The organism is Peribacillus saganii (assembly GCF_003429095.1).
Classification (GTDB): domain Bacteria; phylum Bacillota; class Bacilli; order Bacillales; family DSM-1321; genus Peribacillus; species Peribacillus saganii.
This window is the reverse complement of sequence record NZ_QVTE01000010.1, coordinates 31,445-52,714: the sequence shown is the minus strand read 5'-3', so window position 1 is coordinate 52,714 and position 21,270 is coordinate 31,445. Positions and strand designations below refer to the sequence as shown.

16 protein-coding genes are annotated in these 21,270 nt (G+C 43.0%); 13 read left to right on the top strand and 3 right to left on the bottom strand.

Annotated features, from left to right (window positions below; all coding sequences use genetic code 11):
- Positions 1-638 precede the first annotated feature (638 nt).
- On the bottom strand, positions 639-1,595 hold the full coding sequence (gene uvsE, locus D0469_RS04715) for a UV DNA damage repair endonuclease UvsE (RefSeq protein WP_117325494.1): 957 nt from the start codon (positions 1,593-1,595) through the stop codon (positions 639-641).
- 16 nt (positions 1,596-1,611) lie between these two features.
- Complete coding sequence (gene cls / locus D0469_RS04710; RefSeq protein WP_117325493.1) at positions 1,612-2,817, bottom strand: cardiolipin synthase; 1,206 nt, start codon at positions 2,815-2,817, stop codon at positions 1,612-1,614.
- Positions 2,818-3,036: 219 nt separating this feature from the next.
- Between cls and D0469_RS04705 the strand changes: the two genes are divergently transcribed.
- From D0469_RS04705 to D0469_RS04665, 10 genes are all read left to right on the top strand, one after another.
- The gene (locus D0469_RS04705; RefSeq protein ID WP_117325492.1) at positions 3,037-5,148 is read left to right on the top strand and encodes a (Fe-S)-binding protein; all 2,112 of its coding nucleotides are present in this window, start codon (positions 3,037-3,039) and stop codon (positions 5,146-5,148) included.
- Between the two features lie 317 nt (positions 5,149-5,465).
- Positions 5,466-6,656 carry an acetyl-CoA C-acetyltransferase gene (locus D0469_RS04700; RefSeq protein ID WP_117325491.1) on the top strand — a complete coding sequence of 397 codons (1,191 nt, stop codon included), beginning with the start codon at positions 5,466-5,468 and terminating at the stop codon, positions 6,654-6,656.
- Positions 6,657-6,948: 292 nt separating this feature from the next.
- Complete coding sequence (locus D0469_RS04695) at positions 6,949-7,800, top strand: 3-hydroxybutyryl-CoA dehydrogenase (protein WP_117325490.1); 852 nt, start codon at positions 6,949-6,951, stop codon at positions 7,798-7,800.
- Positions 7,801-8,046: 246 nt separating this feature from the next.
- Entirely contained in the window at positions 8,047-9,177 is a 1,131-nt protein-coding gene (locus D0469_RS04690) for an acyl-CoA dehydrogenase (RefSeq protein WP_117325489.1), read from the top strand.
- Between the two features lie 19 nt (positions 9,178-9,196).
- Positions 9,197-10,339: an acyl-CoA dehydrogenase gene (locus D0469_RS04685; protein ID WP_117325488.1), complete on the top strand. Its 1,143-nt coding sequence runs from the start codon at positions 9,197-9,199 to the stop codon at positions 10,337-10,339.
- 268 nt (positions 10,340-10,607) lie between these two features.
- A complete protein-coding gene (locus D0469_RS04680; protein WP_117325487.1) occupies positions 10,608-11,255 on the top strand; it encodes a TetR/AcrR family transcriptional regulator in 648 nt (215 codons plus the stop codon).
- A gap of 11 nt (positions 11,256-11,266) precedes the next feature.
- Positions 11,267-14,533, top strand: coding sequence for a fused isobutyryl-CoA mutase/GTPase IcmF (gene icmF, locus D0469_RS04675; RefSeq protein ID WP_117325486.1), 3,267 nt, complete (start codon positions 11,267-11,269; stop codon positions 14,531-14,533).
- A 369-nt stretch (positions 14,534-14,902) separates the two neighbouring features.
- On the top strand, positions 14,903-15,061 hold the full coding sequence (locus D0469_RS20965) for a hypothetical protein (protein ID WP_158553349.1): 159 nt from the start codon (positions 14,903-14,905) through the stop codon (positions 15,059-15,061).
- 170 nt (positions 15,062-15,231) lie between these two features.
- Positions 15,232-15,807, top strand: a complete 576-nt coding sequence (rpoE, locus tag D0469_RS04670; RefSeq protein ID WP_117325485.1) for a DNA-directed RNA polymerase subunit delta — start codon at positions 15,232-15,234, stop codon at positions 15,805-15,807.
- A gap of 433 nt (positions 15,808-16,240) precedes the next feature.
- Positions 16,241-17,845 carry a CTP synthase gene (locus D0469_RS04665; protein WP_117325484.1) on the top strand — a complete coding sequence of 535 codons (1,605 nt, stop codon included), beginning with the start codon at positions 16,241-16,243 and terminating at the stop codon, positions 17,843-17,845.
- 58 nt (positions 17,846-17,903) lie between these two features.
- Here the strand turns inward: D0469_RS04665 and D0469_RS04660 are convergent, their stop codons facing one another.
- Complete coding sequence (locus D0469_RS04660) at positions 17,904-18,443, bottom strand: DUF2529 family protein (RefSeq protein WP_117325483.1); 540 nt, start codon at positions 18,441-18,443, stop codon at positions 17,904-17,906.
- Between the two features lie 315 nt (positions 18,444-18,758).
- On the opposite strand from D0469_RS04660, the gene D0469_RS04655 reads away from it, so the two are divergent.
- The 3 genes from D0469_RS04655 (at position 18,759) to fsa (ending at position 21,025) form a co-directional block, all read left to right on the top strand.
- Entirely contained in the window at positions 18,759-19,130 is a 372-nt protein-coding gene (locus tag D0469_RS04655) for a response regulator (protein WP_117325482.1), read from the top strand.
- A gap of 287 nt (positions 19,131-19,417) precedes the next feature.
- Positions 19,418-20,275, top strand: coding sequence for a class II fructose-bisphosphate aldolase (locus D0469_RS04650; RefSeq protein ID WP_117325481.1), 858 nt, complete (start codon positions 19,418-19,420; stop codon positions 20,273-20,275).
- Between the two features lie 99 nt (positions 20,276-20,374).
- Complete coding sequence (gene fsa, locus D0469_RS04645) at positions 20,375-21,025, top strand: fructose-6-phosphate aldolase (protein ID WP_117325480.1); 651 nt, start codon at positions 20,375-20,377, stop codon at positions 21,023-21,025.
- The last annotated feature ends 245 nt before the right edge of the window (positions 21,026-21,270 follow it).

The following is a 21,270-nucleotide window of genomic DNA, read 5'->3' as shown; positions in this document are numbered from 1 at the left end:
AAAGCGTCCGTTAAAGCCAGCAGGGGATTATATCGCCGACTTCGCTGATTTTATCGGCAACTTTTGATTTTTATCGGCGACTAAGGCAATTTTATCGGCGACTTTGCAAATATATCGATTTCTCTACATAATTCGACACAGATGGAGGTCATAAAGAGTATTAATCCGAATCCATTACATTAACTCTGTCGATTATATTCCATGAGAACAGAATGTAATTCCTGAAAACGCTGGCTAATTCCGTGGAAAATGATTTATTCCGTGGAACTGTTCATTCATTCCGAGAAAAGTAATTTTTTTCCGTAAAAATGGGCATGAATTCATTAAAAACGAACAATAATCCCGTGAATGATTCTTTAGAAAAACCAGCAATGAATTCCATGAACGATATTTTTTTGGAAAAACCAGCAGTGAATTCCGTGAACATTTTGTATCTGAAATCAAGGAATGATTCTGTACCGGAGAACCAGCATAAATCCCATGAACAACCTCACTCGGTTTAACCCAGCAAGCATCTTCCCTGAAAATTTCCGTAAAAATAGAATGTAAACTTAATCCGTCTCACAACAATGAATTCCCGCCCCACAATCCTGTGAGGCCGGCCTCACCCTATAATCCGCAAGCTTTTCGGTGGGTTTTCAGCGCCACTCCACGGTCCCGCCATTCAACCGTTTCACCCCACGGATTTTTGCCACGTCTTCAATCAGCTTTAGCATAGCTTTGTCCTTTGATTTGGCTTCGACCATGAAATCGGCATCCAGCTGCAGTTCTTTCATTAGCCGCAGCAGTGGCATGATAAAATCCAAATCGACCAAGTCCGCGTGAGAGCGGTATTCTTTTTCTGATTTAGGAGAGGATATGTGGATTTTGAGAGGTATTCCTGTATGTGCCCAGGTTAACGCAATCTCCGGCAGCAACAGCTCTAACGGAACTGTCCCTGGATTGGCCATATGGTGATGGTAATCAAATGCCAACGGGACTGTCTCGGACTGGCAGACACGCAGAGTTTCTTCTGTTGTATAGGTTTTATCATCATTTTCAAGGGTCATTTTCCGTTTGATATGCTCAGGAAGCTGTTTTATATTTTCACCAAACCGGCCAAGTGCACCCTGTTTATCACCGTAGGCGCCACCGATATGAATATTCATGTAGGAATGGCCGTGTATCCCCATGGCTTCAAACATCCGGTAATGATATTCCAAATCTCTCACAGCATTCGCGGTGATATGCGGCTTATCACTCGTAAACAATGTAAACTGATTTGGGTGGAAGCTAACCCGCATATTATGCCGCTTAATCCAGTCCCCGATTTCCTGCCATTCTTCCTTAAAGGGAGTGACAAAATCCCATAGCAGCTCGGGATGGGTGGCTAAAGGCACGATGGAGCTGGATAGGCGATATACAGATATTTCATGTGCCGCATTATAGTATAGGGTCCGCAGTGTATTGTTCAGATTTTGGCGGGTTATCTCCAGGACTTTTGTAAATCCTTGTTTGCTGCCCAGCTCCTGAAATCGTTTAAACGTAACTGTCCTGGCAGGGGAAGACTCCCATAATGAAGTTGCTGTGGAAACATAGCCAAACCGGATTATCATAGCATCCTCCTTTTAATTATAAAAAGTTGGAAATCAAGCGGGCACAGGTTTCCTTTAACTTAAGGCTAAAACCCGGTTTGTCCAACAGTTTTTTTGAAACCGGGAAGGAACTTCGAATATCCTTATCGAGTTCCTTCTTCAGGGCATCAATGCAGCTTGGGTCATATACGTAGCAATTCATTTCATGATTAAGGAAGAGGCTTCTCTTATCAAAATTAGCCGTTCCGATATCACAAACCTTATCATCAATCAAAATGATTTTCGAGTGATAGAAGCCATGCTGGAACTGGAGGATGTTAGCCCCTTGTTTAAGCAGCCTGCGAAAGTACTGATAGGATGCTTCCCGAACTAGTGAGTGATCGGCTGTCTGCGGTACGATAATCGTTATCTCCACGTTTCTCGCCAGTGCACCCAGAAGCTCGGTCATGAGCCTTTCGCTAGGGATGAAGTAGGGGGTTCCGATTACGATTTTTTTTTCAGCCATTCTTAAAAGCTTTTGATAATTTTCCTCCAGCCCAATTCCCTCGGTAGAGAAAAATTGATGCCGGCATTTTCCTCTGGATTCATCAGGCCATTGATAGTTGGGGTCAGTCTGTAAATCCTCCCCAGTAGCATTCTGCCAATCCTGGAGAAATTCAGCCTGTAAATCTGTAACACCTTCGCCTGTCATTTTTAAGTGATAATCACGCCATGGACTTAATTTTGGATCCCCGCCAATATACTCATCGCCAATATTGAAGCCGCCGAGATAACCCACCCGGCCATCAATCACACAAATTTTTTTATGATTCCTCACCTGGAGTGAATAAAAGAGATAGGGGAGCCTTGGAACCTGACAAAATGAAAAATGGACTCCAGCCTCTTTTAATTCCCTGATTATAGTGGGGTTGAGGCGGTTGCTTCCTACCCAATCAAGCAAAAGCCTGACCTCAACTCCTTCTTTTGCTTTGGACTTTAATAATGAAAAAAAATGATGGCCTATTGAATCCTCTCGTACGATATAACAAATCAAATGAACATGCTGCTTAGCACGGAGGATTTCCTCGAATAAATCAGAAAATAGCATTTTCCCTTCAGTAAAAAAACTTAAGTCAGCATATCTAATCGGATAATCTTTCTTTTCATATTTCTGCTTATGCAGCTTCTTTCCTCGTAAAAAATCTATGCGCAGCCAAAGAGCGGCTAATAAAAATGCCAATAGTAGTATAAAAACAATTGTCATTCAACCCGCTCCTTAGTCTATAATGATAGTAATAGCGTATCTCAAAAATGGCTGCTTCATCCATGTTAAACAAATCTGCGAGAAGTAATTCTGAAGAAAAAACTGTTGACTGAATGCTCATTCATTTTTATAATAAGAATAATAATTACATATGTCAGAAAAATTGAATAGTTTATAATTTTTTAAATTAATTAAAAGCCGGGAAAGGAGCAGGAAATTATGAATCCATTATTGTGGATTAATCTTATTGCGTTTTTGATTGTAACCGCTTACGCTGCGAGCTTGTTTGTCTATTTGATCAGGACAAGAATGGAATATATTAAGCTCGGCAAAAAAGCCGAGTTTGATAACCGTGTCAAGGAAAGGCTTGACAAGGTTTGGGTCAATGTCTTTGGCCAGAAAAAGCTGCTGAAGGATAAGAAGAGCGGGGCGATCCACGTCATGTTTTTCTATGGATTTATCCTTGTCCAGCTTGGGGCTATCGATTTTATCATTAAAGGGATTAAACCGGGTGCGCATCTGCCGCTTGGACCTTTATATCCTGCTTTTACCTTTTTCCAGGAAATAGTAACACTGGTCATCCTTGTGGCGGTTGTCTGGGCTTTCTACCGCCGCTATGTTGAAAAGCTGGTCCGTCTTAAGCGCGGCTTTAAATCAGGGATCGTATTGCTTCTGATCGGCGGATTAATGCTTTCAGTGCTTTTAGGAAATGGAGCGAGCATGGTCTGGCACGATCATGCAGGAGTATGGTCAGAGCCAGTTGCCTCCAGCATTGCTGCAGCATTGGGCTGGATGGGCACAACAGCAGCCATCGTTGTTTTTTATATTGCATGGTGGATACACCTGCTGTTCCTGCTTACTTTCCTGGTATATATTCCGCAATCTAAGCATGCCCACTTAATCGCCGGGCCAGCAAATGTATATTTTAGCCGCCTTGATAACCCGGGCAAACTCAAAAAGATCGATTTCGAAGATGAATCTCAGGAATCCTTTGGGGCCGGCAAAATTGAAGATTTCAACCAATACCAGTTAATTGACCTGTATGCATGCGTGGAGTGCGGACGCTGTACAAATATGTGTCCAGCCACAGGTACAGGGAAAATGCTTTCACCTATGGATATTATTTTGAAAATGCGTGATCATCTTACGAACAAGGGTGCAGCCATTACGACAAAGCAGCCATGGGTTCCGACATTTGTTTTTTCCAATACAAAAGGAAACCAGCTGGCACTTGCAGGAGCTTCCCAAGGGGCTCAGGAATCAGCTGCCGCTTTGGATTATAGTCCAAGCCTTATTGGCGAGGTTATTACAGAAGAAGAACTGTGGGCTTGTACGACGTGCCGGAACTGTGAAGATCAGTGTCCAGTAATGAATGAACACGTGGATAAAATTATTGATATGCGCCGTTACCTTGTACTGACGGAAGGGAAAATGGATGCAGATGCACAGCGGGCGATGCAGAATATTGAACGTCAGGGCAATCCGTGGGGACTTAACCGTAAGGAAAGAGAAAACTGGCGTGAAATCAGGGATGATGTGCATGTTCCGACAGTAAAAGAGGTTAGTAAAGCTGGCGAGGAATTTGAATACTTATTCTGGGTTGGTTCTATGGGATCTTATGACAATCGCAGCCAAAAGATTGCTCTATCCTTTGCCAAGTTGATGAATGAGGCCGGCGTTAAGTTCGCAATTTTGGGCAATAAGGAAAAGAACTCCGGTGATACACCGCGCCGTTTAGGTAATGAGTTTATTTTCCAGGAGCTTGCAACTAAGAACATTGAAGAGTTTGAAAAAAATGAAGTGAAGAAGATCGTCACAATCGACCCTCACGCTTACAACATATTTAAAAATGAGTATCCTGATTTCGGCTTGCAGGCTGAGGTATATCACCATACAGAGTTGCTTGCCAAACTAGTAAAGGAAGGAAAGCTTGTTCCACAACATGCGGTTAACGAAACGATTACCTTCCATGACTCGTGCTACCTGGGCCGATACAACGAAGTGTACGATGCACCTCGTGATATCCTAAAAGCAATCCCAGGAGTAAAGCTTGTTGAAATGGAACGCAACCGTGAAACAGGAATGTGCTGTGGAGCCGGCGGCGGATTAATGTGGATGGAAGAAGAAACAGGACACCGCATTAATGTGGCCCGCACTGAACAGGCTCTTGATGTGAATCCTTCTGTCATTAGCTCAGGCTGCCCGTACTGTCTAACAATGATCACAGACGGCACAAAAGCTAAAGAAGTAGAAGAAGATGTTAAAACATATGATGTAGCCGAGCTTTTGGAGAAATCCATTATCGGTGAAAAAGAAGCGTTAGTTTCCTAAACCGTTTAATAAAATTACAACAATGCCTGCACCTGCACTTGAAGGAGATTATAAGGATGCAGGCATTTCTTTAACTAAACTATTAAAAAAATGACAATTCAAAAATACTTTTGGAATGTAATCACAAATTATTTAATATTTTCATAAAAGTTGGTACTATAGAAGAGTGAATAAAGCGCTTACATTTATTTAGTTAATTTTAGCAGGGAATTTTCAGCTCGGACTAAATCCGGGCTTTTGTCCCGAGCTGGGGTGAACGAGCGTTCAGTCAGTTAAAATATTAATAAAGAAATAAAAAAGAAAAGAGGAGGAGAATTATGGCGAAAACAGTTATTGTCAGTGGCGTAAGAACACCTTTTGGAAAGTTTGGAGGGGGTTTGAGCAGCTTAACAGCTTCGCAGCTGGGAGGTATCGCTATTAAGGAAGCGCTTAACCGTGCGGGAATAGAGCCAAATCAGGTGGATGAAGTAATTATGGGCAATGTGCTTCAGGCTGGACAAGGGCAAATTCCTTCAAGGCAGGCATCAAGGCACGCGGGCATCCCTTGGGAAGTAAAGACGGAGACGATCAACAAAGTTTGTGCTTCCGGACTTCGCAGTGTTACCTTGGCTGATCAGATCATTCGTTCTGGAGATGAAGAAGTTATTGTAGCCGGGGGGATGGAATCAATGAGCAACGCCCCTTATTTTGTCCCTAAAGCAAGATGGGGTCTACGTATGGGCGATGCTCCGATGAAGGACTTAATGATCCATGATGGGTTGAGCTGCAGTTTCACAGGCGTCCATATGGGAACTTATGGCAACAGTACAGCAACTGATCTTGAGCTTTCGCGTGAAGAACAGGATGAGTGGGCCTTCCGCAGTCATCAAAAAGCCATTGAAGCCATTGAAGCGGGAGTGCTGGCGGAGGAAATTGTACCTGTAACTGTTCCAGTCCGAAAAGGAGAGCCGGTTACGGTTGCAAATGATGAAGCACCGAGAAAAGATACCTCTATTGAAAAGCTTGCTAAATTGGGGGCAGCCTTCAATAACGAAGGGACCATTACAGCGGGAAATGCACCAGGAGTTAATGACGGAGCAGGAGCACTTGTCCTAATGAGTGAAGAACGCGCTCAAAAGGAAGGAAAAACTCCATTTGCCTTTATTCTTGGACACGCAGAAGTTGCTGTGGAAGCAAAAGACTTTCCAAAAACACCGGGATTAGTAATTAATGAAATTTTAAAAAAGACTGGAAAATCGCTTGAAGAAATAGATTTATTTGAAATCAACGAAGCCTTTGCCGCTGTAGCTCTTGCCAGCAGCAGGATTGCGAATGTGGACCCGGAAAAAGTCAATGTAAACGGCGGTGCTGTAGCAATTGGGCATCCAATCGGTGCGAGCGGGGCAAGGATTATTGTCACTCTTATGCATGAGCTAAAGCGCCGTGGCGGAGGTTTAGGAATTGCAGCCATCTGCAGCGGTGGCGGACAGGGTGATGCTATCCTGATAGAAGTGCCTAAACAAGCATAATCTTAGCTAAATTCGATGTGCGGGTGTGCGAGAATTAGATTCAGTCATTTATTAAAGACTTAGTGGAAACTTATTACAAGTACAGATATCTAGCTGCAGCGCCCAGCAACTTTTTTCCCGCAGGAAAATAAAGCCTGACGCACACGATGTGCTAATGCCGGCGTTGCCGCAGGACAAGGAATGCTGCGGCAGTGATACATCGCACGAACATAGCGACAGCTTTGCGAGGACGTGGCGAACTGAGCTTTACTTCGTTACTGGGCGCTTGCGCTTTTCGAATAGGAGTGTACCAATGGATATTAAAAAAGTAATGGTCATCGGTGCTGGACAGATGGGCTCTGGAATTGCGCAGGTTTGTGCAATGAGCGGCTATAATGTCGTCCTTCATGATCTTAAACAAGAGTTTGTCGACCGGGGAATGGGAATTATTAATAAAAACTTGTCCCGTCAGGTGGAAAAAGAAAAAATGAGTGAAGACAATAAAAACAGCATATTAGGGAGAATTAATCCTTCTACGGAACTGAATAATGCAGCTGACGCAGACCTGGTAATCGAAGCAGCCGTGGAAAATATGGAGATCAAGACTAAGCTGTTTGCACAGCTGGATGAAATTGCTCCTGAACATGCCATATTAGCATCCAATACATCTTCCCTTCCTATTACAGAAATAGCTGCAGCGACAAAGAGACCGGAAAAAGTAATCGGCATGCATTTTATGAATCCGGTACCTGTTATGAAGCTGGTGGAAATCATTCGCGGGCTGGCAACAGCCAATGAAGTGTATACCGCTATTGAAGATATGTCCAAATCGTTGAATAAGGTTCCAGTTGAAGTGAATGATTTCCCTGGCTTTGTTTCTAATCGGATTTTAATGCCGATGATCAATGAAGCCGTTTACACGCTATATGAAGGAGTGGCATCCAAGGAAGCAATTGATGAAGTGATGAAGCTCGGGATGAACCATCCGATGGGACCGCTGACTCTTGCTGATTTTATCGGGCTGGACACATGCCTGTATATCATGGAAACCTTGCATGAGGGATTTGGCGATGACAAATACCGTCCATGTCCGCTGCTAAGAAAGTATGTAAAAGCTGGCTGGCTTGGAAAGAAATCCGGCCGCGGCTTTTATGAATACAGCTAATAAGTTGCCACACACGGTGGTAACAAAAGGTGTCAGGGTATAGTGACGCCTAAAGGTGCTCACGGCATGGTGAATGAAAAGGGTCTTCAAGTGTTTTGGTGAAAGAAAAAGTGGTCTCCGCTCAAGGTGATACAAAAGTAGTCCTCAATTGAGGTCGCAAAGAAAGATTGAAAGGCAATCGCTGGCATCAAAAAGGTCACGGCTTTTGACATTACAAAGCTTGTTGGCATCATGGAGGCATAATCTATGAATCTAAGATTTAATGAAGAGCAAAATATGATGCGAAAAATGGTGCGCGATTTTGCACAAAGTGAGATTGCCCCTTTTTTTGAGCAAATGGAGGCGGGAGTATTCCCAAGACCGATTCTTAAAAAGATGGGTGAACTTGGACTTATGGGAATTCCGGTTCCTGAACAGTATGGCGGCTCAGAAATGGATTATCTATCTTATATCATTGCTATTCATGAGATATCGAAGGTCAGCCCTACAGTCGGTGTTATCCTTTCTGTTCATACATCGGTCGGAACCAATCCGATTCTCAATTTCGGAAACGAGGAACAAAAACAAAAATATGTACCAAAGCTTGCTTCTGGTGATTATTTAGGCGCTTTTTGCCTGACCGAGGCCAGTGCCGGTTCTGACGCCGGAAGCCTTAAGTCCAGGGCTGTTAAAGAAGGTGATTTTTACCGGATTAATGGCTCAAAGATGTTCATTACAAACGGGGGCGAAGCAGATGTATACATTGTATTTGCTTCGACACATCCGGAAGCTGGCAGTAAAGGTGTTTCTGCTTTTATCGTTGAAAAGGGAACTCCTGGACTGTTGTTTGGTAAGGATGAGCATAAAATGGGGCTGCTCGGATCAAGGACGATCGAGCTTACCTTTGAAGATATGATGGTACCGGCTGCAAACCTATTAGGCAAGGAAGGGGACGGCTTTAAGGTCGCCCTCGCTAACCTGGATGCCGGCAGGATTGGCATTGCGGCTCAATCACTCGGGATCGCTGAAGGTGCCTATGAGCATGCAGTCCAATATGCGAAGAATCGTAAGCAATTTGGAAAACCGATTGCAGTCCAGCAGGGAATAGGCTTTAAGCTTGCCGATATGGCTACTGCAATTGAAGCTTCAAGGTTATTAGTCTATCAAGCTGCCTACTTGCGTTCACAAGGAATTAATTGTAAAAAAGAGGCCTCGATGGCTAAGTTATTTGCCTCCAGGACAGCGGTTGAGGTTTCAATTGAGGCGGTCCAGGTTTTCGGCGGCTATGGATATACGAAAGAATATCCGGTGGAACGGTATTTCCGTGATGCTAAGGTAACCGAAATCTATGAAGGTACAAGTGAGATACAAAGAATCGTGATAAGTAAACAGCTTTAGCGGAAACGGAGGATTCTACATGCAATTTAAATTATCAGAAGAGCATGAAATGATCAGGAAGATGGTTCGTGATTTTGCGAGGAATGAAGTGGCTCCAACAGCAGCCGAAAGGGATGAAGAAGAAAGATTCGACCGCGAAATCTTTGATAAAATGGCTGAACTTGGCCTGACAGGTATTCCCTGGCCTGAGGAGTACGGCGGAATTGGCAGTGACTATCTGGCCTATTGTATCGCAATTGAAGAGCTTTCCCGCGTCTGCGCTTCTACAGGGGTAACTCTATCGGCACATACGTCTCTTGCAGGCTGGCCGATCTATAAGTTTGGATCAGAGGAGCAAAAGCAAAAATATCTTCGCCCAATGGCAGAGGGAAAAACAATTGGTGCCTACGGTCTTACAGAACCGGGTTCAGGATCAGACGCCGGCGGAATGAGGACAACAGCTAAGCTGGATGGCGACCACTATATTCTTAATGGCTCCAAAATTTTTATTACAAATGGCGGAATTGCCGACACATATGTAGTGTTTGCTTTGACTGATCCTTCCTCTAAACAAAAGGGAACCAGCGCGTTCATTATCGAAAAAGATTTCCCTGGCTTTGGTGTAGGTAAAAAAGAGAAAAAACTGGGGATCCGGTCTTCACCTACAACTGAAATCATTTTTGAAGATTGCAGGGTTCCGAAAGAAAATCTTTTAGGCAGTGAGGGAGAAGGCTTTAAGATTGCTATGATGACTCTTGATGGCGGCCGGAACGGGATTGCGGCACAAGCGGTCGGAATTGCACAGGGAGCCTTGGATGCTGCGGTTGAGTATGCAAAGGAACGGGTTCAGTTCGGAAAACCGATTGCTTCACAGCAGGGAATCTCTTTCAAGCTTGCCGACATGGCAACAAGTGTGGAAGCATCAAGGCTGTTGACATATCAGGCTGCCTGGCTGGAATCTGAAGGACTCCCATACGGAAAAGAGTCAGCTATGTCAAAGCTTTTTGCAGGAGACACTGCGATGAAGGTGACAACAGAGGCTGTCCAAGTATTTGGCGGATATGGATATACAAAGGATTATCCAGTTGAGCGGTTTATGCGTGATGCGAAAATTACACAAATCTACGAAGGAACCCAGGAGATCCAGCGACTTGTAATTTCAAGAATGATCACAAAGGATTAATTGCGGAATCCTTTGCAGGCTTTATTAAGTAAGTATAACTGTTTTAACAATTATAGATGTCTAGCTACAGCGCCCAGCAGCTTTTTTTTCGCAGGAAAAAAAGCCCCGACGCACAGGACAAGGAACGCTTCGGCAGCGACGCATCGCACGAAACCAAAGCGGCAGCTTTGTGAGGACGTGCTAGTGCCGGTGTTGCCAAAGAAGGTGGCAGTTTTAGCTGTTCTTCCTTAGCCAGGGCGATTGCGCTTTTCTTAAAAGGCGGTGACGTATGAAAAAAAGAGAGGTACACGCATCTGTAAAAGATGAACGGCTTGTTAAAAAGAGACGGAATCAAATGATTAAGGGTGCTGTCACACTTTTTATAGAAAAAGGCTTCCATCGTACGACCACCCGGGAAATCGCTAAAGCAGCGGGCTTCAGCATCGGTACGCTCTATGAATACATCCGTACAAAGGAAGACGTCCTGTATCTCGTGTGTGACAGTATTTATGACGAAGTAAAGGATCGGCTCGAAAAGGATATTCCCTCGCAGGAAGGGACACTGGAAAGCCTGAAGCTGGCGGTTGCCTATTACTTCAAAGTAATGGACGAAATGCAGGATGAGGTATTAGTCATGTATCAGGAGCTAAAATCCTTAACAAAGGATGCATTGCCATATGTATTGAAGAAAGAGCTCGAAATGGTATCCATGTTTGAGCATTTGATTAGCCGTTGTGTTAATAATGGAGAATTAAATTTATCTGAACCTTACATCCGGCTGGCTGCACATAACATTGTTGTCCAAGGACAGATGTGGGGCTTCCGCAGATGGTCATTGCAAAAGATATACAGTCTTGAGGAATTTATTGATCTGCAGACTGAATTATTGATTAAAGGGCTTGCGATAAAGACAGTCAGCACGGCTACTATGGAATAGGGGGCGCAGAAATGAGTACGACCCAGGTTTATAAACCAAAAAACCATATTCGTTTTGTTACAGCATCAAGCCTTTTTGATGGTCATGATGCGTCCATTAATATAATGAGACGCATTATGCAGTCAAGCGGGGCTGAAGTTATCCACCTAGGGCATAACCGATCCGTAGAAGAAGTTGTCAATGCAGCGATTCAGGAGGATGTACAGGGAATTGCCATTTCTTCTTATCAGGGTGGTCATATGGAGTACTTTAAATATATGTACGACCTTCTGAAGGAAAGGGGGGCCTCCCACATCCGCATTTACGGCGGGGGTGGAGGGGTCATTATTCCCCGCGAAATAAAAGAGCTCCATGAGTACGGAATTGCCCGCATTTTTTCACCGGAGGACGGCAGGGTTAATGGCCTTCAGGGAATGATAGACCTGATGATAAAGGAATGTGATTTTTCGACAGTCCAGCCGACGCTTCAGGAAAAGCTGGATGACCTTAAGGGGGGCAAGACGGGGGTTATAGCCCAATTCATAACTTTTGCTGAAAACCGGCTAGATTCCTCATCAGAGACTGCTGCCGCAGTAGAAACGCTCCTTAAACAAATTAAAACCCAGGAAAAAAAGGTGCCAGTTATCGGAATTACCGGAACTGGAGGTGCAGGAAAAAGCTCGCTGACAGATGAACTGATCCGCCGGTTCCTTAATGAAATACCGGACAAAAAGCTGGCTGTACTTTCTGTTGACCCGACCAAACAAAAGACCGGTGGCGCTCTGCTTGGTGACCGCATCCGGATGAATGCGATTTTCAATAATCGGGTTTATATGAGAAGCCTGGCAACAAGGCTGTCAAAAAGTGAACTGTCACTGGCAATAAAGGATGCTATTTCAGTTGTAAAAGCAGCAGATTTTGACTTAATTATTGTGGAAACAAGCGGAATCGGCCAGGGGGATGCCGAGATTACCGAAATATGTGATATCAGCCTGTATGTCATGACAAGTGAATTCGGTGCTCCTTCCCAGCTTGAAAAAATAGATATGATTGATTTTGCCGACCTGATCGTTATTAACAAATTCGAACGTAAAGGTTCCGAGGATGCCAAACGCCAGGTTCAAAAACAATACCAGCGTTCCCATATGATGTTCGACCGCGATTCCTCTGAAATGCCTGTATACGGAACGATTGCCTCTCAATTTAATGACCCGGGAACCAATGCTTTATTTGCTGCCTTGGTTGAAAAAATCAATGAAAAAGCAAACAAAGATTGGAAGACATCCTTCTCACGCGATGCGATAGTGGAAAAACAAAACGTTATTATTCCGAGTGACCGCCGTTATTACATGAGGGAAATTACGGATACGGTCCGGAATTACCATAAGAATGCAGAAGAACAGGTTCAGCTGGCCCGCAGGCTGTTCCAGCTTGACGGTGCAATTGCTGCAGTCAAGGAACAAGGGAAAGACGAACAGGTTTTAGCATCGCTCCAAACCTTGAGGAATGAAACAGAAGCAAAGCAATCCGAGGAATCACGAAAAATTCTCGCAGGATGGGATGAGTTTAAAGAAAAATACTCGGGAGAACAATTTGTTACGAAAATTCGGGATAAAGAGATTTTGACTGTATTAAAGACAAAGAGTTTGTCAGGGCTTGATATCCCGAAAATTTCTATGCCGAAATATGCTGATTACGGGGAAATTTTAAGATGGGTATATCGTGAAAACGTGCCTGGGCATTTCCCTTACACGGCCGGTGTATTTCCGTTCAAACGGGAGGGAGAGGATCCGAAGCGGCAATTTGCTGGCGAGGGTTCGCCTGACCGTACAAACCGCCGCTTCCATTATCTGTCCAAGGACGATGATGCCAAGCGTCTGAGTACTGCTTTTGACTCTGTTACCCTTTACGGGGAGGATCCTGATTACCGCCCTGACATTTATGGGAAAGTTGGCGAAAGCGGTGTGAATATTTGTACGCTGGACGATATGAAAAAGCTTTATGCCGGCTTCGATCTCATTCATCCGTCCACTTCCGTTTCAATGACGATTAACGGGCCTGCGCCAATCATATTAGCTATGTACATGAATACGGCAATCGACCAGCAAATCGAGAAGAAAGAAACGGAATTGGGACGCATGCTTACTCCTGAAGAGTTCACTGAGGTAAAGTCCATGACCCTTCAGACTGTAAGAGGTACAGTGCAGGCTGATATTTTAAAAGAAGACCAGGGCCAGAATACGTGCATTTTCTCTACTGAATTCGCTTTAAGGATGATGGGGGACATTCAGGAATATTTTATTAAAAACAAAGTAAGGAACTATTATTCTGTTTCGATTTCCGGCTACCATATTGCTGAAGCGGGAGCTAATCCGATTTCCCAGCTTGCTTTCACCCTCTCAAACGGGTTCACTTATGTGGAATACTATTTGAGCAGAGGCATGAAGATAGATGATTTCGCTCCTAACTTATCCTTCTTCTTCTCAAACGGCCTGGATCCGGAATATACCGTGATTGGCCGCGTTGCCCGAAGAATTTGGGCAACTGTGATGAGAGAAAAATATGGGGCAAATGAGCGGAGCCAAAAGCTGAAGTATCATGTCCAAACATCAGGAAGATCCTTGCATGCGCAGGAAATTGATTTCAATGATATCAGGACGACTCTGCAGGCTTTGATGGCCCTCCAGGATAACTGTAATTCATTGCATACAAATGCATATGACGAAGCAATTACCACCCCGACTGAGGAATCTGTGCGTCGGGCCATGGCCATCCAGATGATTATTACAAAAGAACATGGTCTATCGAAAAATGAAAATCCGCTCCAAGGATCTTTCATAATGGAAGAATTGACAGACATGGTGGAGGAAGCTGTGCTTCAGGAATTTGAACGGATTGATGACCGCGGTGGAGTGCTGGGTGCGATGGAGACCCAATACCAGCGGGGCAAAATTCAGGATGAATCGATGTACTATGAAATGAAAAAACATTCCGGTGAGTTGCCGATTATTGGGGTTAACACATATTTAAATCCCAACCCGCCTTCGGAAGATGAAGTCAACAGCATGGAAATCGCACGAGCGACGAAGGAAGAAAAAGAACTTCAAATTGCTAATCTGCGTGAATTTCAGGAAAAGAATAAAAACTGCAGTGTGGAAGCGATTAATTCCTTAAAAGCAGCGGCTGTAAGTGGCGGCAATATTTTTGCTGAGCTGATGGAATGCGTAAAGTACGCCAGTCTGGGACAGATCACCCGCGCATTATATGAGGTTGGCGGACAGTATAGAAGAAATATGTAATATATAAAGATATCTGTTGTTCGTTGATGTGAGTGAAAACTGTTTTTAGAACTGAGATTGAAGGGCTATCCGCGGAAAAAATTCATGGGATGGCCCTTTTATTTTCTAACAATTATCTATATAGGAACGAAATTCATGAGAATAAGAGTTTTTCACTAAACAAACGTAACCTTGCAAAAAAGTAAAGCCAAAGCAAAAACTTTTACTTATAATAAGTGGATAAAGGGGTAATAATAAGTATTTGACTGGTGCACTCGTTCGGAGACTCGTATGGATACTTCTATTCTGTTTCGGGAAAACCAGCACTTGCTCCATTGCCAATTTATCCCGATTGCTAAACTTCTAAGTGAATTCCCAGGAGATGGATAAATGACTAAAATACGGGTTATACAAATTATTTCTTGTGCTGCTGCTCTTGTCTTGTTTTATGTTCTTTATCAGCATGCTTTGGGAGCAGTTGGATTCCTTTTGCTTTCAATCTTCTTTTTTATTCTCGCATTTACACAAAGGCGAAAAAGAAAAGATTAGTGAAAAAGCAGTAATGCTCGCCAGATAGAACTGGCATAAACCCATTTATATTGTTTATAATGGGTAATATCCGGCAAAGCAACTGGAGTTATCGGCAATCTGTTTTGCCGTGCTTTTACATAGGCATCATCTTTTATAGAAGGTTTGAAAAAGGAAAGGAAGTGCAAGTGTTGAGTTTACAAAATTTTTCTAAAGAACAGCTCGTAGAAATGTCCATGATAGAAATTGCATACGAATTGCTAATAAATAATAAACAGCCTTATTCTTTTAACGAGTTAGTGGGTGAAATCGCAGCTCTTCAAGGTGTAACAGAAGATGAGATTAAAAGAAAGCTTCCTCAATTTTATACAGATTTAAATGTTGATGGCCGCTTCACTTCTCTTGGCGAAAATCGCTGGGGTTTGAAAACTTGGTACCCAGTCGACCAAATTGAGGAAGAAGTTGTCCATACTGCAGTCAAACCGAAGAAGAAAAAGTCGAAGAAGGCTGCTGACGACGATCTGGATGATCTGGAAGATGAAGACCTTGACTTCGACGATTTTGACGAGGATGATGAACTTCTCGATGACACTGACGATGAATTGCTTGATGATGTGGATGAAGTGGATGAAGATGATGAAGATGAAGTTGACGAAGATGATGACTTCGATGAAGAAATAATCGACGATGACGAACTGCTCACGGATGAGGATGAGGAAGAGGAAGAAGATGAGGATGACTTTGAAGAAGACAAAGATGATCTGTAATCTTTCTTGACATTTTAGTGCTTAATTTGTAGAATACTTTTTGGGCTCCTTTAAAAAGGACAACGTTATTTTAATTTTTAACGCTCCCTTACTTTGATGTAAGAGGGGCGTTTTTATTTTTCAAAAAAGAAAGTTTTAAACGATTAAACCAGGGCGCTTACACATTTAGCACTCAGGATTTAATTAAAAAGCTTTCGGCATCCAACCTGTTTTAATCTGCGGTTTTAAAGCAGTAATCATGCTGGATATGTATCCTGTCCAAAAAGCATAAAGGTATACAGCTTCCATTCTGGCTGCTTTTATTTTGGACTTCTGTTTTCGACAATCGCTGAGTTTTCTAATAAAGACCTGACTAACAGGTAAAAATAAATCTGCTAAAACAAAATTATGTACTTAAGGGCAGATTTTTTAAAAAGAGGGGGAAAAACCAATTATGACTAAGTATATTTTTGTCACTGGAGGCGTTGTATCATCTCTTGGAAAAGGGATTGTGGCAGCTTCTTTAGGAAGATTATTAAAAAACCGCGGGATGAATGTGACTATTCAAAAGTTTGATCCGTATATCAACCTTGATCCAGGAACAATGAGCCCTTATCAGCATGGTGAGGTTTTCGTTACGGATGATGGTGCTGAAACAGACCTGGATTTGGGCCACTATGAGCGCTTCATCGATATAAATCTTGGAAAGCACAGCAATGTGACGACAGGTAAAATTTATTCAACTGTACTGCGCAAAGAACGCCGCGGCGACTATCTTGGCGGAACAGTACAGGTTATCCCCCATATAACAAATGAAATTAAAGAGCGCGTTTTCCGCGCAGGGCGTGAAACGAATGCGGATGTGGTCATTACCGAAATTGGCGGAACAGTCGGTGATATTGAATCGCTTCCTTTCCTGGAAGCTATCCGCCAAATTAAAAGCGACATTGGCCGTGACAATGTGATGTATATCCATTGTACGCTTGTGCCTTATATTAAAGCGGCAGGCGAGATGAAAACAAAACCAACACAGCACAGTGTTAAAGAGCTCCGCAGTCTCGGTATTCAGCCAAATGTAATTGTGGTGCGTACTGAAATGCCGATCTCTCAGGATATGAAGGATAAAATTGCGCTATTCTGTGATATTGATACAAAAGCTGTAATTGAGTGTCAGGATGCGGACACACTATATTCAATTCCTTTAGCACTACAGGATCAGAAGTTCGATCAGATTGTTTGCGACCATTTAAAACTTGACTGTGGAACAGCCGAAATGACTGAGTGGAAAGCACTGGTTGAAAAAGTAACGAGCCTTTCCAATAAAACTCGAATCGCTCTGGTTGGGAAGTATGTTGAGCTTCAGGATGCCTACATTTCCGTCGCAGAAGCTTTAAAGCATGCCGGATATGCATTTGATTCAGAAATCGAGATTAAATGGGTCAATTCTGAAGAGGTTAACCGTGAAAACGTTAATGAGCTTCTTAGTGATGTTGATGGGATCCTTGTTCCGGGAGGTTTTGGAGATCGCGGAATCGAAGGGAAAATTGCAACAACTGAGTATGCAAGGGTTAATAAGATCCCATTCTTCGGTATCTGTCTTGGAATGCAGCTGGCCTCAGTAGAATATGCCCGAAATGTTTTAGGGCTGGACGGTGCCCATTCTGCTGAAATTAACATAGAAACACCATATCCGATCATCGACCTGCTTCCGGAGCAGAAGGATGTCGAGGATCTGGGAGGTACGCTGAGACTTGGCCTTTACCCTTGTAAATTGGTTGAAGGAACAAAAGCCCATAGTGCTTACAACGACGAAGTGGTGTATGAACGCCATCGCCACCGTTACGAGTTTAATAACCATTTCCGCCAGGCTATGGAAGCAAAGGGCTTTATCTTTTCAGGAACAAGCCCGGATGGCCGCTTGGTAGAAATCATCGAGCTGAAAGATCATCCATGGTTTGTGGCCTGCCAATTCCATCCTGAATTTACTTCAAGGCCAACTCGCCCGCAGCCGCTGTTCCGCGACTTCGTTGAGGCGTCATTAAAGGTAAGCAACAATTAAATAACATCAAAAAACCTTGTCATAGATTCCCGTGACAAGGTTTTTTACCGTAATTTATCTAATCTTCATTATACTCATGTAAAATTTCCGTCAGGGTAAACTTTAATCCATAAAATATAAATAGAGCGGCCATTAAATATGGCAGTCCAATCCGGTTCCCCTCTTCGTCAGGGATAAGGCCTTTAACAAGCTGGAGGTCGATAAATACATCGGCCATTGTTGCAAGATTTGGTTCTTCAGAAGATTGATGGCTGCTTACTGCAATAAAAGGTGTATTCACATCATATAATTTCCTGGCAATCTCTAGAGCGGTATGGTCATTTGCATCCCGGGAAATTAAAATAACCCGGTCAGAAGATTCAGTATGTGCGATCTCGTTATCATTAATCAGCAAATGAGCATTGGGTACCAAGGGTTCAGCACCAAGGATAGCTTCCAATGCTACTCCTTCCATCTCTGCAACCCCATGGATATAGAGGATTCCTTCTCCTAATGCCGCTTGGGCCAGCAGACGAGCTCCATCCTCGATTGCCATCTCTTCTTTATCAGAAATCCTTTTAAACAGACCAGTTAGCTGTGTGGAAAACATTTTCAACATAAAAAAGGCTCCTTTATCAATGTGGGTATAAACAGATTTATTATAAAACAAAGCTGATTTCTAAGCTAATGAGCCACCTTTTTATTCGAATTATAACAATTAAAGGAAAATATCTGAAAACTGGCGGTGATAAAGAAGGATAATAAGGATGTCGGAACGAATATGTAAGCACATGAAGCTCTAGTAGAGCTTATTAAAAAATTATAGAGAAATTTCCCCTTTAGAGGCTGATGCCAATAAAAGGGAAACGGGTATAGAAGATTACAAAAGAAAATGGATAATAATAACGAGTCAAGAAGGGGGAAAATAACGAGAATGGAACAAAAGATCTTAATCGTAGATGATCAGTTTGGTATCAGGATTTTATTAAATGAAGTCCTCCAGAAAGAGGGTTATAAAACGTTCCAGGCAGCAAACGGGGTACAGGCATTAAGCGTGGTTACTGACCATTCTCCGGATCTGGTCCTGCTTGATATGAAAATACCGGGCATGGATGGCATCGAAATACTAAAGAGAATGAAGAAACTGGATCCGGATATAAGGGTCATCATTATGACTGCTTACGGCGAGCTTGATATGATTCAGGAGGCAAAGGACCTTGGAGCCATGACCCATTTTGCCAAGCCGTTTGATATTGATGATATCAGGAAAGCAGTGAGAGAGTATCTGACTGTTCAAACGGACTGATTTTGCGTTAATGGGGATTTTTTTTTAGCCACAGGAGCAGTAAGAAGATTATCATAGGGAAATCCATTCGGAATGGGATAACTACTCTACTTCTGCATAATTCTCGTAAATTCCAAATTCATTTCAAATAAGTGAAATTCTTGCCGATTCTTTCTTGTACTGATATGCTAAAGGTGAATTACATAACCTCTTCTTAGACTGGTGTATAGCAGTCTTATTTTTGAGGGATTATTCTAAAAGAGATACTGCGATTTGCAGAGCATTATCCACTATAAGGAGGAACGAACATGCCTTTAGTATCAATGAAAGACATGCTAAATCAAGCATTGGAAGGCAAATATGCGGTCGGCCAATTTAACATCAATAACCTGGAATGGACTCAGGCTATTCTAGCGGCTGCAGAACAGGAGAAATCCCCTGTAATCCTTGGAGTTTCAGAAGGTGCAGCACGTCATATGGGCGGTTTCAAGACCACTGTTATGATGGTGCAAGGCCTGTTGGAAGACATGAAAATTACAGTGCCTGTTGCCATTCATTTGGATCATGGTTCTAGCTTCGATAAGTGCAAGGAAGCGATTGAGGCTGGTTTCACATCAGTTATGATTGATGCTTCTCACCATCCATTAGAAGAAAACATTGAAACTACTTCAAAGGTTGTCGAGTTTGCACACTCAAAAGGTGTTTCTGTAGAGGCAGAGCTTGGTGTGGTTGGCGGTCAGGAAGATGATGTAATTGCAGATGGCGTTATTTATGCTGATCCGAAAGAATGTGAAGAATTGGTCAAACGCACAGGAGTTGACTGCTTCGCACCTGCACTGGGCTCTGTTCATGGACCATACAAAGGGGAGCCTAACCTAGGTTTCAAAGAAATGGAAGAAGTACGCGATCTAACAAACATACCGCTAGTTCTTCATGGAGGAACTGGAATTCCAAAAGCTGATATCGATAGGGCTATTTCTTTGGGAACTTCTAAAATCAATGTAAACACTGAAAACCAAATTGCCTTCACAAACGCAGTCCGTGAAGTATTAAACAGCAATTCGGAAGTGTACGATCCGCGTAAATACATCGGGCCAGGCCGTGACGCAATTAAAGACACTGTTATTGGAAAGATCCGTGAATTCGGCTCTGCTGGAAAAGCTTAATTATTATAAAAAGAAATATGGAAACCGCCTAATGAGGCGGTTTCATTTTACTTGCATTTTATAGAATATTTAAATAATAGGTGGAGTGGAGGAATTAGGATGAAATTTTTTATTGATACGGCAAATATGGATGAGATCCGCGAAGCACACGCTTTAGGAATTTTAGCAGGGGTAACAACAAATCCTTCTTTGGTGGCAAAGGAAAAGGGTGTATCTTTCCATGATCGCTTAAGAGAAATCACTTCACTTGTAAAAGACTCGGTCAGTGCTGAAGTTATTTCTCTCGACCATGAGGGCATGATGAAAGAGGCAAGGGAGCTGGCAGAGATCGCTCCAAACATTACTATTAAGGTACCAATGACTCCCGATGGATTAAAAACTGTTGCAGCCTTGACTAAAGATGGAATTAAAACGAATGTCACTCTTATTTTTAGTGCCAACCAGGCTCTGCTTGCTGCAAGAGCTGGAGCCACATATGTCTCCCCGTTCCTTGGAAGATTGGATGATATAGGCTTTAACGGCCTTCAGCTTATTTCTGATATTGCAGATATTTTTGCAATCCACGGAATTGAGTCGGAAATTATCGCGGCCTCTATCCGCCATCCAATGCACGTGACGGAAGCAGCATTAAAAGGGGCTCATATAGCAACTATTCCTTATAAAGTCATCCTGCAGCTGTTCAATCATCCGCTCACGGAAAAAGGCATCGAAGCCTTCCTGGCAGACTGGAAGTCGAGATCAGAATCTTAAGTGCACCCTGAAAGATAGTTTCCACGCATACGCAGTGTAAAAGAGTAGTTTTATGTACAGATCTAGCGCAAGGAACTCGTGCCGCAGCTTCTTTCAGCGTAAATAATAAAATGAATTAGGAGGAGGCTGTAATTACATTGCAGCCTCCTATCCTATAATTGCCGTTCCTTATTATGGGATTTGTGTTACCTATGACCTATTTTTATTTTTTTTCCATATTTCTACATGACTTTCACATTTTTGTG

What these genes read in the sequence shown, in the direction of transcription:
- D0469_RS04690 (WP_117325489.1), top strand. Translation starts at nt 8,047, where the DNA reads ATGAATCTAAGATTTAATGAAGAGCAAAATATGATGCGAAAAATGGTG.
- uvsE (WP_117325494.1), bottom strand. Translation starts at nt 1,595, where the DNA reads ATGATAATCCGGTTTGGCTATGTTTCCACAGCAACTTCATTATGGGAG.
- D0469_RS04650 (WP_117325481.1), top strand. Translation starts at nt 19,418, where the DNA reads ATGCCTTTAGTATCAATGAAAGACATGCTAAATCAAGCATTGGAAGGC.
- fsa (WP_117325480.1), top strand. Translation starts at nt 20,375, where the DNA reads ATGAAATTTTTTATTGATACGGCAAATATGGATGAGATCCGCGAAGCA.
- D0469_RS04705 (WP_117325492.1), top strand. Translation starts at nt 3,037, where the DNA reads ATGAATCCATTATTGTGGATTAATCTTATTGCGTTTTTGATTGTAACC.
- D0469_RS04695 (WP_117325490.1), top strand. Translation starts at nt 6,949, where the DNA reads ATGGATATTAAAAAAGTAATGGTCATCGGTGCTGGACAGATGGGCTCT.
- cls (WP_117325493.1), bottom strand. Translation starts at nt 2,817, where the DNA reads ATGACAATTGTTTTTATACTACTATTGGCATTTTTATTAGCCGCTCTT.
- D0469_RS04700 (WP_117325491.1), top strand. Translation starts at nt 5,466, where the DNA reads ATGGCGAAAACAGTTATTGTCAGTGGCGTAAGAACACCTTTTGGAAAG.
- D0469_RS04665 (WP_117325484.1), top strand. Translation starts at nt 16,241, where the DNA reads ATGACTAAGTATATTTTTGTCACTGGAGGCGTTGTATCATCTCTTGGA.
- icmF (WP_117325486.1), top strand. Translation starts at nt 11,267, where the DNA reads ATGAGTACGACCCAGGTTTATAAACCAAAAAACCATATTCGTTTTGTT.
- D0469_RS04660 (WP_117325483.1), bottom strand. Translation starts at nt 18,443, where the DNA reads ATGTTGAAAATGTTTTCCACACAGCTAACTGGTCTGTTTAAAAGGATT.
- D0469_RS04655 (WP_117325482.1), top strand. Translation starts at nt 18,759, where the DNA reads ATGGAACAAAAGATCTTAATCGTAGATGATCAGTTTGGTATCAGGATT.
- D0469_RS04680 (WP_117325487.1), top strand. Translation starts at nt 10,608, where the DNA reads ATGAAAAAAAGAGAGGTACACGCATCTGTAAAAGATGAACGGCTTGTT.
- D0469_RS04685 (WP_117325488.1), top strand. Translation starts at nt 9,197, where the DNA reads ATGCAATTTAAATTATCAGAAGAGCATGAAATGATCAGGAAGATGGTT.
- D0469_RS20965 (WP_158553349.1), top strand. Translation starts at nt 14,903, where the DNA reads ATGACTAAAATACGGGTTATACAAATTATTTCTTGTGCTGCTGCTCTT.